The following is a 15,220-nucleotide window of genomic DNA, read 5'->3' as shown; positions in this document are numbered from 1 at the left end:
CGGAGCCCGTCCCTCACGTCAGGGGATGAGCGTCAGCACCAGCGTCTGCGTGCTGGTGTACTGGGCGAGCCCCTCCGGAGAGGCGCAGGCGTTCTCCAGGTCCGCGACCACGAACACCAGCGTCCGCACCGCCGTGGCCCCCGCGTACTTGCCGGACACCACGGTGCCAATCTGCTGCGTGGTCCGCGTCGTGGTGCCACCTTGAACGACGACCTGGGTGAGCGAGAGCTGCGACGTCTCGCCCGTGTTCCACGTCACCGTCACCGAGCCTCCACTGATGCCGAGCAGCGAGTCGCAGGTGTAGTTCCTGCGCAGCGCCGGAGCGAAGCCGGTGGTGCCCGAAATCACCGGGTCCGCCAGCACCGCGACGCAGTTGGTGAGCGTCCCGCTGCCGGACACCGTCGTGTCCCGGGGCTCGTTGGTGATGGGCGGCGAGAAGGAGATGGTCGTCGTCCCGAGCAGACAGGTGACGGTGCCGAGCAGCGGCGCCTCACTCGACTCCAGCGCGGACTCCTCTTCGAGCACCGGGCTGCCCTCCGTGCCGCAAGCGGAGAGCGCGCCGGAGACCACGATGAATGCCATGAACCACAGCCAACGAATGTGCGTGTGCATGTCCACCTCGGGGTTGAAGGTGGAACCACGGTAGTGACGGCCGGTGCCGCGCCGCCGCCCCGTGCGTCGACCGTGATGGCTGTCGAGCAATGGACGTGTACCCAGGTCCAACGGGCGATGCGCGCCCCGCTCCGGTGCGGGCTTGTCGTGCGGGCCCGCACTCACTCCATCACGGCACTGGCTTGGACACCGCCGCCCCGCACTTCGCCTCGTAGCGCTGGAGCCGCTCGCGCAAGTCCTTGCGGAACTCGGCCGAATACGCCTCGTGCAGCATGTCCACCGCGCGGCGCTGGAAGCCGACGGCCTCCGCGCACCGGTCCAGCTGGAAGAACAGCGCGGCCTGGACCGCGAGCCCGAACGGATTGCCCGGGGAGAGCTCCACCGCGCGCTTCGCCGAGGGCAGCCCCTTCTGCGGCTGGAGCGTCATCATGTAGTGCTGGGCGAGGCTCGTGAGCATGCGCACGTCGTGCGGCAGCAGCCGCGCGGCCGACTCGCGCGCCTGCTCCAGCGCCTGGGGCTCGTCCTGGTCGCTCAGCATCTCCGCCAACAGGTCCCACCCGCGTCCGTCCTCCGGGTGCGCCTTCACCAGCTCCCGAGCCCGCGCCAGGTGCTCCTGGCGGTTCGAGGACAGCTGCGTGGCGAGCACTGCGGCGCTCACGTTGGTCGGGTCCTCCGTCAGGGCCTGTGCCAGCTCGGCGCCGGCCTTCTCCTTGCGCTGCGCCTGGGTCAGCTCGCCCGGGGCGCGCAGGAACATGAGCCCGCGGTTGGCGTGCACCTCGGCGCTGCCCAGCTCCCGCACCGCCACCTGGGTGGACACCGCCGGCAGCGGCAGCGTGAGGTACGCCGAGCGCCCGCTCATCAGGTACGTGCGCAAGTCACCGCCCAAATCACTCACGCCCTGGAAGGACTGCGCGAAGGCGCGCTGCGGGTCCTCCGCGCGGGCCAGCCGCGTCTGGAACGCGTCGAAGCGCTCCGGGTGCATGTTGATGAGGTAGTGCACCCAGAGCCACGCGGAGGCGTAGTGCTGCTGGCTCTCCGCGTCGCTGAGCAGCTCCTTCTGGTCCCACTCCCACAGCTCGTCGATGCCGAGCCAGCCGTTGCGCGTCACATAGTTGCGGCTGTTCGCGTTCACCCGGCCGAGCACCGCCTCGCCCGTGCTGGGCTTGATGTGCGTGGTCTCCAGGTACTGCGCCAGTCCCTCGGCCAGCCAGCGCGGCTGCCGCAGCAGGACATGCTGGCTCAGGTAGTGCGCCAGCTCATGTGTCTGCAGTTGCAGCTCGGGGCCGTTGTCCAGCAGGTAGCCCTCGCCCGACATGACGAGCAGCGGGCCACGCTCCGTGGTGGACACGAAGCCGACGTAGCGGCCCTGGGTGAACTCCGCCAGCTCACTCGTGTTGCGCAGCAGGATGACGTCGAGCGAGCCCGGGGGATTGAAGTCCGTGCCCCACGCCAGCAGCAGCGCCCGGCGCAGCTTCTCCAACTCGATGGCCGACTTCGCCGCGACCTCCGGCGACAGGTCCGTGTGCATGCGGAAGTGCTCGCTCCTCACCTCCGACCAGGCCCGACCCCCCTCGCGCGGACACAGCGCCCGCGAGCCCGCGCAGCCCGAGAACACCAGGAGCCCCAGCAATCCCACCCACACCTTTGACATTGGCATGTGGGGCTTCTGGCACATCCTCTCCACGATTCCCACGGACCCCGGGGAGGGTTCATCCCTCTCTCATGATGAGTCCTTGGAGCCCATACAGAGACATCAGGGGATGGGAGGCTTCGGGCTCAGCGAGGAGGCCGGTTGGCGTTGCACTTGCGCTCGAAGGTGCGCAGCCGCTCTTCCATCGCCTCGCGGAAGTCGGCGGTGGTGGACCCATCGAGCAGGTCCCGGACCCGGTACTGCAGGCGCTTCGCCTTGGAGCAGCCATCGGAGCGGAAGGACAGGAAGGCCAGGGACGTCAGCGCGGCGGGGCTGCGAGGGTCCAGCTCCAGGGCGCGGCGGGCCGTGGGCAGGCCTTCCTCCAGGTTGCCCGTCTCGTTGTAGCTGTCGGCGACGCGGACGAGGGTGGCGACGTCATCGCGGGCCAGGCTGGTCGCGCGTCGTCGCGCATCCGCCTGTGCGCCCGGCTCGAGGGACGGGTCCAGCAGCTCCGCCAGCAGCATCCAGGCGCGCGCATCGTCGGGATGGTCCCGCACCAACGCATGGGCTCGCTGGAGCTGCTCCGGCGTGTCCTCCGACAAGCGCACGGCGAGCGTCGCCGCGTCGACATGGGTCGGTGCTTCGCCCAGGGCTCGCTGGACCTCGGCGAGCGCCTCCGTCCGTGCGTCCTTCCCAGGCGCATGCATCAGGACCCGCGCGCGCAGGACGTGGACATCGGCGGAGCCGAGTGCGCGCGCGGTGACCTCCTCCGGGATGGCGGGGAGCGGTGACGCGCGAGGGACATACCGCTCGCGAGAGGCGTGCTGGCGCACACCGCTCCGCAGCGCGTCCAGGTCTCCGAAGGTCGTCTCCCACGTGGCGCGTGAGTCCTCGCCCTGGGCCAGCAACGCGAGCCACTTGCCGAAGCGCGCCGGCTGCTCCTGCGCGAGGAAGTGCACCCAGAGCCACGCGGAGGCATCGCGCCACTGCTGCTCCTCGGGGCTCGGCTTCAGCACATGCTCCTGTTCCCAGAGCGCGTCGATGTCGAGCCACCCCTTCTCGCGGACCCGCTCCAGGCTGGGCGCATCCTCCCGCCCCAGCACGGCCTCGCGGGTGCCGTGCTCGACGCGCACGGTCTCCAAGTAGCGGGCGAGCCCCTCCGCGAGCCACCGGGGGCGGCTCTGCAACACGCGACGGCTCAGCTCGTAGCCCAGCGCGCGGGCCCGCGTCCTTGCTCCTCGCTCCGAGTCCTCCTGGGTGATGACGAGCAGCGCCCCTTCGGCGGACCTCGCGGAGAAGCCACCGGAAGTCCCAGGGACGAGCGCCTCCAGCTCGGCGGCGTCGCGCAGGAGCACGACGTCCATCGAGCCGGGGATGTCCTCGTCCCCGCCCCACAGCCGCGACACGGCGCCGCGGAGCGTCTCCAGCTCGAGCGCGGCTCGCGTGGCCTCGTGGGGCTCCACGTTCGTCAGGACGCGGAAGTGTCGGCTGCGGACCTCGGTCCAGACCGCGTCATCCTCGCGAGGAGACGGCGCGCGCGTGCTCGCGCAGCCCGACACCATCGCCAGCATCCACCCCACCCAGAGAACCCGGAATGCCATCCCGGATTCTTGTCACGGCCGCGAGGTGGGACGCGAATCATTCCTTCGCGGGGCCACCCAGGATGCGCGGCGCGGAGTGAGGCCCCGTCATCTTTCTCAGCGCTCGACGGTGATACTCCCTCGACCCGAGTGAACGGTGGGTGGGCCACCGCTTCGACTCCAGCTCAGTGCAACCATGCAGTCCGGGAATCCGGTGAGGGAGGGGGAGCGGTCCATGCTGTGAGCAGGTGATTGCAGCTCCGCGAGGCGGTAGCCGCGAGGCATGAGCCCCTGCTTCCCGAACGACCTGGGGATTCCCGTGAGGTGGACCTTGGAAACATGGTCCAGCAGGAGTGCCACGCCTTCTCCTGGTTGGAAGCGAGGGAGCTTTTGATTCGCGAAGGGGGTGATGAGCCAGAAGGGCTCATCCGTGGGTGAGGAGCGCTTCAGCAGCTCAGGGTGCTGCGCATCTGTGGAGCCATGGTGGGCGACCTTGAGGGCTGCATGCCTTGGCACATTGCTGTCGAACGCAAGAACGTTGCTCCATCCCTGTCCCGGGTTCTCCACCATGTCGGAACCCAACACGAGTCGTACCCCCTCCCATTCAACCTGGAGCACGGTGGAGATGCAGTTGGCATCGAAAGCCTTCCCCGCCGACCATCGTTGGAAGGCTTGAGTCCGTGCCCCGGGCGCAGGCGCCAGCACCTTGACCCGGGCTTCTCCCAGGGCAATGACCTCCCCTTGCCGGAGCTCCAGTCGACAGGCGGGGAAGCGTTCCCAGCGGTCGAAGATAGCGCTGATGGCCTGTTCCGAGACCGCACCGTCGTAGTACCGGGTCAGGCAGGTGAGGTCGTCGCGTGTCTCGTGCGTGGACCACACGAGCCCAATCCGTGGCCAATCCTTTGGCTCCGTGTCACTTGTCGCCGCGTCAATGACCTCGGACACGCCCTTGGCGTGGTCGAGATGCGGATGCGTCAAGATGATGAGCGATGGGACCGCGCCGTAGTGGTCCATCAACTGCTGCCCATAATGCCTCCCGCCCACGGAGCACCCGTCCATCACCAGCCAATGGTTGGGGGGCGCCCGGATGGCCACCAGTTCCCCCATCCCTGGTCCGAAGACGAAGAGTTGCAGGGCGTCGGTATCAAGCGCCGGGAGGTCCACGCCGCAGATACCTGTCAGGAGGAGGGAAGAGGTATGGCAGGTCTACATCCTCGAAGGGGATGACGGGATGGCACCGGAGGAACTCGGTCTCCCCATGGAACTTGATGACCTCCACGAAGGTTCCAGCGGAGGGGAGTTCCTCACGGTCCTTCGTATCCAGCGCGAGCGCCTGGTACTCCTCGATGCTCAGGTCCCTCCAGACGAACGAAGGCTCCTCGCGAGGGGACGGTGGGAGCGCCATCCGGAGATGGACCTCGGTCGAGCTGGCTTCCGCGATACGCCCCGGAGCCCAGTGCTCGACCCGCGCGCTGTCCGCGGCCCTGTGCAGCAGATGCGGACCCTTCCACTGCTCCTCAGGCGAGATGTGCGGGGGGAACACCTCGTCACCCGAGGCCGCGACCCAGAGGGCGTCATGCAATCGTCTCAACGCTCGATACCAGGGGAGCCCTGGGCGTAGCTGCAGGGGGACGTCATTCAGTACATCGCGGGCGAATTCGAGCTGGCCCCGATGAAGAAGGAGTCGTGAGAGCGCTCCGTGAAGCTCCCGATAGAGAGGTTCGTTCAGCGAGGAGCCGGAGGGGAGCAGCGCATCGAGGGCAGCCTCCCAGGCGCTCCTCGCCTCTCGCACCCTGCCTCGCGTGACGAGGAAATTGATGTGCCGGCCGTGGTACCAGACATGCGAGGGGTTTGCCCGGATGGCGCTCTTGAAGTGCGCCTCGACCTGTTGAGGGCTCTGCGCGAGGATGTCGAGGTTGTAGCCGAGATAATGGTGGGCGTAGGCATCGTCCGAGTCATGGGCGAGGGCACGCTTGTAGGCATGAACCGCCTCGTCATGACGACCCTGCTGGCTGAGGACCTTCCCCAAGGCGTCATACTGCTCGACGAAGAAGAGGGAGCGCTCCAGGAGCTTCGTGGCGTCACCTGCGTGGGTCAGGTGATGGATGACCTCGAGCTCATGGCGTACCGCGGCCCGGACCTTGAACTTCTCGTTGGAGTGGCGGTAGCGCGCGTCGTGGTATCGGGCCGCTTTTCGATGCGCCTGGATGCGCCCGTGGGAGGTCAGCCACTGCCAGCGGGTAGCCTCCTGGGCGATGGACTCATGCAGGAGCAGGCCTTCCGGAGGACCGAAGAGGAAGGTCTGACGCAAGAGACTCTGACAGCGTGAGGAGAGCTCACCAGCGCCCATGTCATCGAGTGCTTCCAGGTCGAAGGGCACCCTGAGGAGCGCCAGACGCCCGAGGACCTGCTTGAGGTCCGTGCTTTCCGCTCCCACCTGTTCGAGCAGCTGGCCGATGAGCTTGTGCAGGGCATGGCGCGGACCGGCGGCCTTGATGGGGCTGGTACCGGTGGCGACGAGCCCCACGCGCAACCGCAGTTCCAGCGGAGACTGGTCCGTGAGGAGGTCTCCTCCGGCTGCCAGCAACTGCGCCGCGGCGGACGCGAGGACAGGGTCCCAGTTGTCGGGAGAGAGAATCTCCGAGGGAGCTGAGCGCCGGGCGACCTCGACGACATGTGCTTCTGGAAGCGTGCTGGAGGTCGCGACGACCTTCCTGAGTCCCTTGATGTTGAGCAGGGTCCGGGAGAGGTCCGCGGCGCGGTCCGCGAAGACCGAGGAGAGTGGGCCTGGGCTCGTGTCGAGGAGGGGCTCGTCGAAGAGGACCAGCGTCCGGGGAGCGCGGCTGATGAGCTGATGTGTGACGTCCTCGAGCTTCCCCTTCCAGCGGACGTCGTTGCGCTTCACCTTCTGGAGGAGCTTGTTGTCGTCGAGCTGGGCCGCGAGCTCCACGAGCGCCACGAGCCCGGAGTCAAGGCTCTGCTCACCCTTCGGCGGCGCAATCAAGACGACATCCTTGAATGCGCCGAGTGGGCTCGACGCGAGTTCTCTCAGCGCCGATGATTTCCCCGCGCCGGTCTGCCCCGACAGCACCACCGTGTTCGCGCCGTCATCCAAGGCCTGTCGAACCTGGGTGACAGCCTGTCGGACCGAGAATGGAGTGACCTGCGTGCCCACGAAACCTCCTGTGACGCGCTTCTATCATGGGCCATCCACCCTCACCTCGGCCAGGTGGAGCGAATCCGCTCAGGACCCGACGCTCTCTCTCTCCCTCCACTCCAGGGACGGAACAACGCCTGTTTCGTAAGGCTATCCTTGCTTGTCGCCACCCAGGATGCGCGGCGCGGCGGCGCGGTGGAAGCCCTCGTAGGGCTTGGAGGCGCTGGTCTCCTCCAGCGGAAAAATCTTGGTGTTGCAGGACGCGCCACCGTCAATCTTGATGACCTCGCCGGTGATGAACGCGGCCACGTCCGACAGCAGGAACACAATCGCGCCGCTCACCTCGGCCTCGGTGGCGAGCCGGTGCAGGGGCACCTCCTGCTTGAGCATGGGGATGAGCGCCTTGACGCCCTCGTCCTGGTAGCTGTCCATGCCGCTGGAGGCCACCCACCCGGGCGCCACCGCGTTGACGCGCACCCCGGCGAAGGCCCACTCCACCGCCGCCGTCTGCGTCAGGTTGAGCATGCCCATGCGCGCCGCGCCCGAGTGCCCCATGCCCGGCATTCCGCCCCACGCATCCGCGAGCATGTTGACGATGGAGCCTCCCGTCTGGCTCATCGACTGGTTGAACACCTCGCGCGCCACCAGGAAGCCCCCCGTGAGGTTGGTGGCCACCACCGCCTCGAAGCCCTTCTTCGAGATGGCCGACAGCGGCGAGGGGAACTGCCCGCCCGCGTTGTTCACCAGCCCGTGGATGCGCCCGCGCGCCGCGACGATGCGCGCCACCGTGGCCTTCACGCCCTCCTCGTCGCGGATGTCCACCGTCTCCAGCGAGCACTCGCCGCCGTCCTCGCGCAGCTCCGCCGCCACCTTCTCCAGCTTGTCCGGCTTGCGGCCCACCAGGATGACGTGCGCGCCGAGCGCCGCCAGCTCGTGCGCCGTACAGCGGCCGATGCCGCTGCCGCCTCCGGTGACGATGATGTTCTGTCCCTTGAACAACCCCGGCGCGAATACGGAGCGGTAGCCCATGTGCTCTCCCGATGTGGCCCCGCCCGAGTGTCGTCGGGGCGTGTTGTCGCGAACGTCGCGGCCCGTCAGTCCTCCGCCTTGCGCCCGGACCGGGGACGCAGCGCGTCCTCCAGCGTGAGCGCCCAGCGGTGGAGAATCTTCTTTCGCCGCGCGCTGTCGTCGCGCAGCAGGTTCGCCAGCCCCAGGCCGCGCACCAGGTCCAGCGTCGCCTGCACCAGCTCGCGCACGCCCGGCTCGCGCTCGTCCACGCCGAGCAGCGACACCGTCAGCCGGTGCACCTCCCGCCCCACCTTCGTCTCCACCGGCACCAGCTGCGAGCGCAGCTCCTCGTCCGTGCTCGCCGCCACCCACAGCTGCACGGCCGCGACGAACAGCGGGTGCGTGTAGAAGCCCGCCAGCATGTGGAGGATGCTCTCCGTGCGACGCTGGTCCGCTGGCAGCCGGGCCGCCCGCCGACCGAGCTCCTCCATCTGCTGATGGCCCACGTACTCGACCGCGGCCGCCACCAAATCACCGCGCGTGGGGAAGTGGTGCTGACAGGCGCCGCGGGACACGCCGGCCCGCTCGGCGATGACCGTCATCGTCGCGCCCGCCCACCCCAGCTCCGACAGGGCGCTGATGGCCGCCTCCATCAGTCGCTGCCGGGTGACGCGGCTGCGCTCCTGCTCCTGTCTTCCTGTCGCGGCCGGTGCCTCGCTCACGAGGTCAGCTTGGAAGCCGCCCTGGAAAAAAGCAAGCGCGCTTGCTTTTTTAGACATGGCCTCCCACACTGCTCCGCATTCAGGCAGGACGTGGAGAGCGCATGAGCGAGTCCCCCCTCCGTATCGGCAACGCGTCGGGTTTCTACGGTGACCGGTTCTCGGCCGTCCGGGAGATGCTCGAGGGCGGCCAGCTGGACGTCCTCACGGGCGACTACCTGGCGGAGCTGACGATGTTGATTCTCGGTCGGGACCGGATGAAGGACCCGGCCACCGGCTACGCCAAGACCTTCCTGCGGCAGATGGAGCAGTGTCTGGGATTGGCGCTGGAGAAGAAGGTGCGCATCGTCGCCAACGCGGGAGGCCTGAATCCGGCCGGGCTCGCCGAGGCGCTGCGAGCGCTCAATGACAAGCTGGGACTCAAGGCCCGCATCGCGCACGTGGAGGGGGACGACCTCTCCGGCAGCGCGGACGCGCTGGGTCTGGGCTCGCCCATCACCGCGAACGCGTACCTGGGCGGCTGGGGCATCGCCGAGTGCCTGCGCGCGGGCGCGGACATCGTCGTCACCGGCCGCGTGACGGACGCGTCCCTGGTGGTGGGGCCGGCGGCCGCGCACTTCGGCTGGAAGAAGGATGACTGGGACAAGCTCGCGGGCGCGATGGTCGCGGGCCACGTGCTGGAGTGCGGCACGCAGGCCACGGGCGGCAACTACTCCTTCTTCAAGGAGATCGACGTGCGCCGTCCGGGATTCCCGCTGGCGGAGGTGTTCGCGGACGGCTCGTCCGTCATCTCCAAGCACGCGGGCACGGGCGGCGCGGTGACGGTGGACACGGTGCTCGCGCAGCTGCTCTATGAAGTCACGGGTGCGCGCTACGCGGGGCCGGACGCCACGGCCCGCTTCGACTCGATTGCCCTGACGGCGGACGGCAAGGACCGGGTGCGCATCAGCGGCGTGCGCGGCGAGCCGCCTCCGCCCACGGTGAAGGTGTGCCTCAACCACCTGGGGGGCTACAAGAACGAGGCGACGTTCGTCCTCGTGGGCCTGGACATCGAGGACAAGGCGCGGCTCATCCGCGAGCAGATGGAGGCGGCGCTCACGCGCAAGCCGAGCGAGGTGCACTGGACGCTGGTGCGCACGGACCGCGAGGACGCGGCCACGGAGGAGCAGGCCGCCGCGTTCCTGCGCGTGGTGGTGAAGGACCAGGACCAGAGACTGGTGGGCCGAGCGTTCAGCGGCGCCGCGGTGGAGCTGGCGCTGGGCACCTACCCGGGCTTCACCATGACGGCGCCGCCCTCGGATGGCGCGCCGTATGGTGTCTACACGCCGGCCTATGTCGACGCGAGCAAGGTGGAGCACGTGGCGGTGCTGCCCGACGGCACGCGCACCGCCATCACGCCGCCCGCGCAATCTCAGGCGCTGGCGCCGGTGGAGCCGCTCCCGTTGACGGAGCCGCTGTCCTCGGGGCCCACGCGCCGGGTGCCGCTGGGTCGGCTGGTGGCGACTCGCAGCGGTGACAAGGGCGGCATGGCGAACATCGGCGTGTGGGCGCGCTCGGATGAGGCGTGGCGCTGGCTGTCGCGCTTCCTCACGGCGGAGAAGCTGAAGGAGCTGCTCCCGGAGGCCGCGGCCTTCCCGGTGGAGCGGCACGTGTTCCCGAAGCTGCGCGGGTTGAACTTCGTGGTCGATGGAATCCTGGGCGAGGGCGTGTCGTCGTCGACGCGCTTCGACCCGCAGGGCAAGGCGCTGGGCGAGTGGCTGCGCTCGCGTCACGTGGACATTCCCGAGTCGCTGCTGCGCGAAGGAGAGGGGTGAGGCCGATGCCGAGAATCACTTCCAAGGTCAACCCGGGCTCGGAGACGTTCCAGGCGCAGCGCGCGGACATGCTCGCGAGGCTGGGCGAGCTGCGCGGCGTCGAGGCCAAGGTGCGCGCCACCGAGGAGAAGGCGCGCGAGAAGTTCCACAAGCGCGGCCAGCTGCTGCCCCGAGAGCGGCTGATGATGCTGCTGGACCGGGGCTCGCCGTTCCTGGAGCTGTCCACGCTGTGTGGCTACGGCTACCACGACGACAGTGACGGCTCGCTTGCGGGCGGCAACAGCATCGCGGGCATCGGCTACGTGTCCGGGGTGCGGTGCTTCGTCTTCGTGAACAACTCCGCCATCAAGGGCGGCACCGCGTCGCCGTGGGGTGTGCAGAAGGCGCTGCGCGGGCAGGCCATCGCGCTGCAGAACAAGCTGCCCATGGTGTCGCTGGTGGAGAGCGGCGGCGCGAATCTGATGTACCAGCAGGAGATCTTCATCCCGGGCGGAGAGACCTTCTACAACCAGGCGAGGATGTCCGCGGCGGGCATCCCGCAGGTCACCGTGGTCCACGGCTCCAGCACGGCGGGCGGCGCGTACCTGCCGGGCCTGTCCGACTACGTGGTGATGGTGAAGAAGAAGGCGAAGGTGTTCCTCGCGGGCCCGCCCTTGCTCAAGGCGGCCACGGGCGAGGTGGCCACGGACGAGGACCTGGGCGGCGCGGAGATGCACGCCACCGTCGCGGGCACCGCGGACTACCTGGCCGAGGACGACGCCGACGCCATCCGCATGGCGCGTGAAATCGTGTCCAAGCTCGGCTGGAACGAGCGGCTGGCGGCGCAGGCGAAGGCGCCCTACGCGGAGCCGCTGTACTCGCCGGACGAGCTGGCCGGCGCGATTCCGGCGGACTACCGCAAGCCGTATGACTGCCGCGAAATCATCGCGCGCATCGTGGACGGCTCGGAGTTCACGGGCTTCAAGGACGCGTACGACGCGCACACCGTCTGCGGCTGGGCGAGCCTGTTCGGCGGGCCCATCGGCATCATCGGCAACAACGGGCCCATCAGCCCGAAGGGCGCGACGAAGGCGGCGCAGTTCATCCAGCTGTGCTGCCAGTCGAACACGCCCATCGTGTACCTGCAGAACACCACGGGGTACCTGGTGGGGACGCAGCCGGAGCAGGGCGGCATCGTCAAGCACGGCTCGAAGATGATTCAGGCGGTGGCGAACGCCACGGTGCCGCAGGTGACGCTGCTGGTGGGCGGCTCGTTCGGCGCGGGCAACTATGGCATGTGCGGACGTCCGTTCCATCCGCGCTTCATCTTCGCGTGGCCCAACGCGCGCACGGCGGTGATGGGCGGCGAGCAGGCGGCGAAGGTGATGTCCATCGTCTTCGGAGAGAAGCTGGCGCGCGAGGGCCAGGTGGTGGACGAGGAGGCCATCCGCGCCTTCACGCAGCCCATCGTCGACCAGTTCGACAAGGAGTCGCATCCCTTCAACGCCTCGGCGCGGCTGTTCGACGACGGCATCATCGACCCGCGCGACACGCGGCGGGTGCTCGGGTTCGTGCTGTCCATCTGCCGTGAGGCGGAGGCGCGGCAGGTGAACCCCAACAGCTTCGGCGTCGCACGCCTGTGAGAGGAGCGGACGGGATGGAGCGTTTCAACAAGGTCCTCATCGCGAACCGGGGTGAAATCGCGGTGCGGGTGATTCGCACCTGCAAGCGGCTCGGCTTCCGGACGGTGGCGGTGTTCTCGGAGGCGGACCGGGGCGCGCCGCACGTGCTCGCCGCGGACGAGGCGGTGCCCATCGGCCCGTCGCCCGCGAAGGAGTCGTACCTGGTCATCGAGAAGCTCATCGGCGCGGCGAAGGCGTCGGGGGCACAGGCCATCCACCCGGGCTACGGCTTCCTCTCCGAGAACGCGGCCTTCGCGCGCGCGTGCAAGGACGCGGGGCTGGTGTTCATCGGTCCGGACGCGGAGGCCATCACGCTGATGGGCAACAAGCGTCAGGCCAAGCTGCGGATGATTGCGGCGGGCGTGCCGTGCATCCCGGGCTACGAGGCCTCGGACGCGGACGACGAGGCACTGGCGAAGGAGGGCGAGCGCATCGGCTTCCCGCTGATGGTGAAGGCGGCCGCGGGCGGCGGTGGTCGCGGCATGCGACTGGTGCACGAGGCGTCGCAGCTGAAGGCCGCGCTGAAGGGCGCCCGCTCCGAGGCGACGAACGCGTTCGGCAGCGGTGAGCTCATCCTGGAGCGCGCGGTCATCAACGCGAGGCACGTGGAGATTCAAGTCTTCGCGGACGAGCACGGCAACGCGGTGCACCTGGGCGAGCGCGACTGCTCGGTGCAGCGGCGTCACCAGAAGGTCGTCGAGGAGAGCCCGTCACCCGCGGTGCACCCGCTGCTGCGCGAGAAGATGGGGCAGGTGGCCGTGACGGCGGCCAGGGCGATTGCCTACAAGGGCGCGGGCACCATCGAGTTCCTGCTGGCGCCGAACGGCGAGTTCTACTTCATGGAGATGAACACGCGTCTCCAGGTGGAGCACCCCGTCACCGAGCAGATTACCGGGCTGGATTTGGTGGAGTGGCAGCTGCGGGTCGCCTCCGGTGAGAAGCTGCCGCGCGCGCAGGAGGACATCACCTGGACGGGCCACGCCATCGAGGTGCGGCTGTGCGCCGAGGACCCGGCGAACCAGTACGCGCCGCAGGCGGGGAGGCTGCTCACGTGGCGGCTGCCTTCTCGTGAAGGCGTGCGCATCGACCACGGCGTGCGCGAGGGGCAGGACATCCCGCCCTTCTACGACTCCATGCAGGCGAAGGTGATTGCGTACGGCGCGGACCGAGAGATGGCGCGGCGGCGGCTCGTGGAGGCGCTGCACGAACTCACCGTGTTCGGTGTCACGACGAACAAGGACCTGCTGCTGCATGTGCTGGAGGATGGCGCGTTCCGCTCGGGGGCATACGATACGGGCTTCATCGGCAAGCACGCGGACGGCGCGACGCTGGAGCGGCTGTACCGCACGAGCACTCGCGAGCGGGCGCTGGCGGCGGTGGCGCTGTTCCATGACGAGGCGCTGCGGCTCTCCAGGACGAGCGGAGTGGATGCCTCGCTGGTGAACTGGAACACGGCGTATTCGCACGCGGTGACGATGACGCTCGAGGACCGGAGCGGCGAGGCGAAGGTCTCCGTGCGCCCGGTGACGTCGGAGCAGTACGAGGTCGTCGCGGGTGAGGAGAGGCTGGAGGTCTCCGTGCTGGGCCTCGCGGAGGGTGTGTTCGATTACGCCGTCGCGGGGGCTCGGGGGCGTGGGCGGTATCTGCGCGCCGGGGACTCGCTGTGGCTGGACCTGGGCTCGGGGGCGCGGTGCCTCACGGACGTGACGTTCCGTCCGCCGAAGTCGGCGGAGGGCGCGGGGACGGGACGGCTGCTCGCGCCGATGGACGGCCGCATCCTGCGCGTGGAGACGAAGCCCGGGGCCACGGTGAAGCCGGGGGACGTGCTCGTCGTCCTGGAGGCGATGAAGATGGAGTTCCAACTCGTCGCGGACATCCCGGGCACGGTCGAGGCGGTGAACGCCTCGGTGGGTGGTCAGGTGAGCGCCAAGGCGTTGTTGGTGGTGCTGACCCCGGAGGCGAAGCCGAAGGAAGCGTGAGGTCGCGAGCAACGGAGGCTCGCATCGTCGAGACATGGACGCTCGCCGGGCGTCCGTGTTGCGAGGGCGTGGGGTGGGCGGCTACTCCGCCCGTCCATGCGCGCAATGGTGCTTCCCCGCTTCGGCGGTCCTGAGCTGTTCGAGGTTCGTGATGTCCCCGCTCCGACGCCGGGCCCCGGGCAGCTCGTCGTCCGTGTCCTGGTGTCGGGCACCAACCCCGTGGACGCGAAGCTGCGGCACGACGGCTCCTGGGCGGGGCTGAAGCCGCCCGTGGTCCTGGGCTACGACGTGTCGGGCGTCGTCGAGCAGGTGGGCCCGGGCGTCACCGACTTCAAGTCGGGGGACGAGGTCTTCTACACGCCCGAGATTTTCGGCAACCCGCATGGCTCCTACGCGGAGCTGAACCTGGTGAGCGCGAGCATCGTGGCGCGCAAGCCGGCGAGCATCTCGCATGAGGAGGCCGCGGCGATTCCGCTGGCGGGAGGCACCGCGTGGGACGCGCTGGTGCGAAGGCTCCAGGTGCAGGTGGGTGAGACGGTGCTCATCCACGGCGGCGCGGGGGGCGTGGGCACGTTCGCGGTGCAGATTGCGAAGGCGGCGGGCGCGCGGGTGCTGGCGACGTCGGGCCCGGGGAACCTGGAGCTGCTGCGCGAGCTCGGCGCGGACCTGGCCATCGACTACCGCAAGGAGGATGTGGCGCAGGTGGCGCTGCGGGAGACGGGTGGGAAGGGCGTGGACGCGGTGTTCGACACGGTGGGCAGCAACATCGTCCCGAGCATCCCCGCGACGCGGGCCTTCGGGAGGCTTGCGACCATCCTGGATGTGAAGGGGGATGTGTCGGGGATGTACCCGCGCAACCAGACGTTGCACGGGGTGTTCCTCACGCGCGAGCGACGTCGGCTGGAGGAGATGACGGCGCTCATCGAGCGGAAGCAATTGCGTCCCGTGGTGGACCAGGTGCTGCCGTTGGAGAAGGTGGGGGACGCGCACCGCCGGCTCGACTCGGGGCACGGGCGGGGCAAGGTGGTGCTGACGGTGGCGAGCAAGTAGTCGCCTGTCA

At 69.0% G+C, this 15,220-nt stretch carries 11 protein-coding genes; 4 read left to right on the top strand and 7 right to left on the bottom strand.

Annotated features, from left to right (window positions below; translation table 11 throughout):
• Positions 1-18: 18 nt before the first annotated feature.
• The 7 genes from VZQ01_RS19220 to VZQ01_RS19190 all read right to left on the bottom strand — a co-directional run bounded on the left by VZQ01_RS19220 (position 19) and on the right by VZQ01_RS19190 (position 8,709).
• Entirely contained in the window at positions 19-582 is a 564-nt protein-coding gene (locus VZQ01_RS19220; RefSeq protein WP_223749433.1) for a hypothetical protein, read from the bottom strand.
• Between the two features lie 199 nt (positions 583-781).
• Positions 782-2,269: a DUF1570 domain-containing protein gene (locus VZQ01_RS19215; RefSeq protein WP_267698686.1), complete on the bottom strand. Its 1,488-nt coding sequence runs from the start codon at positions 2,267-2,269 to the stop codon at positions 782-784.
• Between the two features lie 119 nt (positions 2,270-2,388).
• Positions 2,389-3,843: a tetratricopeptide repeat protein gene (locus VZQ01_RS19210; RefSeq protein ID WP_426748603.1), complete on the bottom strand. Its 1,455-nt coding sequence runs from the start codon at positions 3,841-3,843 to the stop codon at positions 2,389-2,391.
• A gap of 96 nt (positions 3,844-3,939) precedes the next feature.
• Entirely contained in the window at positions 3,940-4,986 is a 1,047-nt protein-coding gene (locus VZQ01_RS19205) for a ComEC/Rec2 family competence protein (protein ID WP_223749428.1), read from the bottom strand.
• Positions 4,967-6,997 carry a tetratricopeptide repeat protein gene (locus VZQ01_RS19200; protein ID WP_223749427.1) on the bottom strand — a complete coding sequence of 677 codons (2,031 nt, stop codon included), beginning with the start codon at positions 6,995-6,997 and terminating at the stop codon, positions 4,967-4,969. Before VZQ01_RS19200 ends, VZQ01_RS19205 begins: the two co-directional genes overlap by 20 nt.
• A gap of 132 nt (positions 6,998-7,129) precedes the next feature.
• A complete protein-coding gene (locus VZQ01_RS19195) occupies positions 7,130-8,008 on the bottom strand; it encodes an SDR family oxidoreductase (protein ID WP_223749426.1) in 879 nt (292 codons plus the stop codon).
• 65 nt (positions 8,009-8,073) lie between these two features.
• Positions 8,074-8,709: a TetR/AcrR family transcriptional regulator gene (locus tag VZQ01_RS19190; RefSeq protein ID WP_223749425.1), complete on the bottom strand. Its 636-nt coding sequence runs from the start codon at positions 8,707-8,709 to the stop codon at positions 8,074-8,076.
• A gap of 101 nt (positions 8,710-8,810) precedes the next feature.
• Here VZQ01_RS19190 and VZQ01_RS19185 point away from each other — a divergent pair, with 101 nt between their 5' ends.
• The 4 genes from VZQ01_RS19185 (at position 8,811) to VZQ01_RS19170 (ending at position 15,210) form a co-directional block, all read left to right on the top strand.
• Positions 8,811-10,520 (top strand): acyclic terpene utilization AtuA family protein, encoded by a 1,710-nt coding sequence (locus VZQ01_RS19185; RefSeq protein WP_426748602.1) that lies wholly within the window; start codon positions 8,811-8,813, stop codon positions 10,518-10,520.
• Between the two features lie 5 nt (positions 10,521-10,525).
• Entirely contained in the window at positions 10,526-12,142 is a 1,617-nt protein-coding gene (locus tag VZQ01_RS19180; RefSeq protein ID WP_426748601.1) for an acyl-CoA carboxylase subunit beta, read from the top strand.
• Between the two features lie 14 nt (positions 12,143-12,156).
• The gene (locus VZQ01_RS19175; RefSeq protein WP_426748600.1) at positions 12,157-14,160 is read left to right on the top strand and encodes an acetyl/propionyl/methylcrotonyl-CoA carboxylase subunit alpha; all 2,004 of its coding nucleotides are present in this window, start codon (positions 12,157-12,159) and stop codon (positions 14,158-14,160) included.
• A 105-nt stretch (positions 14,161-14,265) separates the two neighbouring features.
• Positions 14,266-15,210: a zinc-dependent alcohol dehydrogenase family protein gene (locus tag VZQ01_RS19170; RefSeq protein ID WP_426748599.1), complete on the top strand. Its 945-nt coding sequence runs from the start codon at positions 14,266-14,268 to the stop codon at positions 15,208-15,210.
• Positions 15,211-15,220 lie beyond the last annotated feature (10 nt).

The sequence above is a fragment of the Myxococcus faecalis genome, from assembly GCF_050039385.1.
Lineage (GTDB): Bacteria > Myxococcota > Myxococcia > Myxococcales > Myxococcaceae > Myxococcus > Myxococcus fulvus.
This window is presented reverse-complemented; position numbering and strand designations above follow the sequence as displayed.

What these genes read in the sequence shown, in the direction of transcription:
- VZQ01_RS19210 (WP_426748603.1), bottom strand. Translation starts at nt 3,843, where the DNA reads ATGGCATTCCGGGTTCTCTGGGTGGGGTGGATGCTGGCGATGGTGTCG.
- VZQ01_RS19220 (WP_223749433.1), bottom strand. Translation starts at nt 582, where the DNA reads ATGGCATTCATCGTGGTCTCCGGCGCGCTCTCCGCTTGCGGCACGGAG.
- VZQ01_RS19175 (WP_426748600.1), top strand. Translation starts at nt 12,157, where the DNA reads ATGGAGCGTTTCAACAAGGTCCTCATCGCGAACCGGGGTGAAATCGCG.
- VZQ01_RS19180 (WP_426748601.1), top strand. Translation starts at nt 10,526, where the DNA reads ATGCCGAGAATCACTTCCAAGGTCAACCCGGGCTCGGAGACGTTCCAG.
- VZQ01_RS19215 (WP_267698686.1), bottom strand. Translation starts at nt 2,269, where the DNA reads ATGCCAATGTCAAAGGTGTGGGTGGGATTGCTGGGGCTCCTGGTGTTC.
- VZQ01_RS19195 (WP_223749426.1), bottom strand. Translation starts at nt 8,008, where the DNA reads ATGGGCTACCGCTCCGTATTCGCGCCGGGGTTGTTCAAGGGACAGAAC.
- VZQ01_RS19170 (WP_426748599.1), top strand. Translation starts at nt 14,266, where the DNA reads ATGGTGCTTCCCCGCTTCGGCGGTCCTGAGCTGTTCGAGGTTCGTGAT.
- VZQ01_RS19185 (WP_426748602.1), top strand. Translation starts at nt 8,811, where the DNA reads ATGAGCGAGTCCCCCCTCCGTATCGGCAACGCGTCGGGTTTCTACGGT.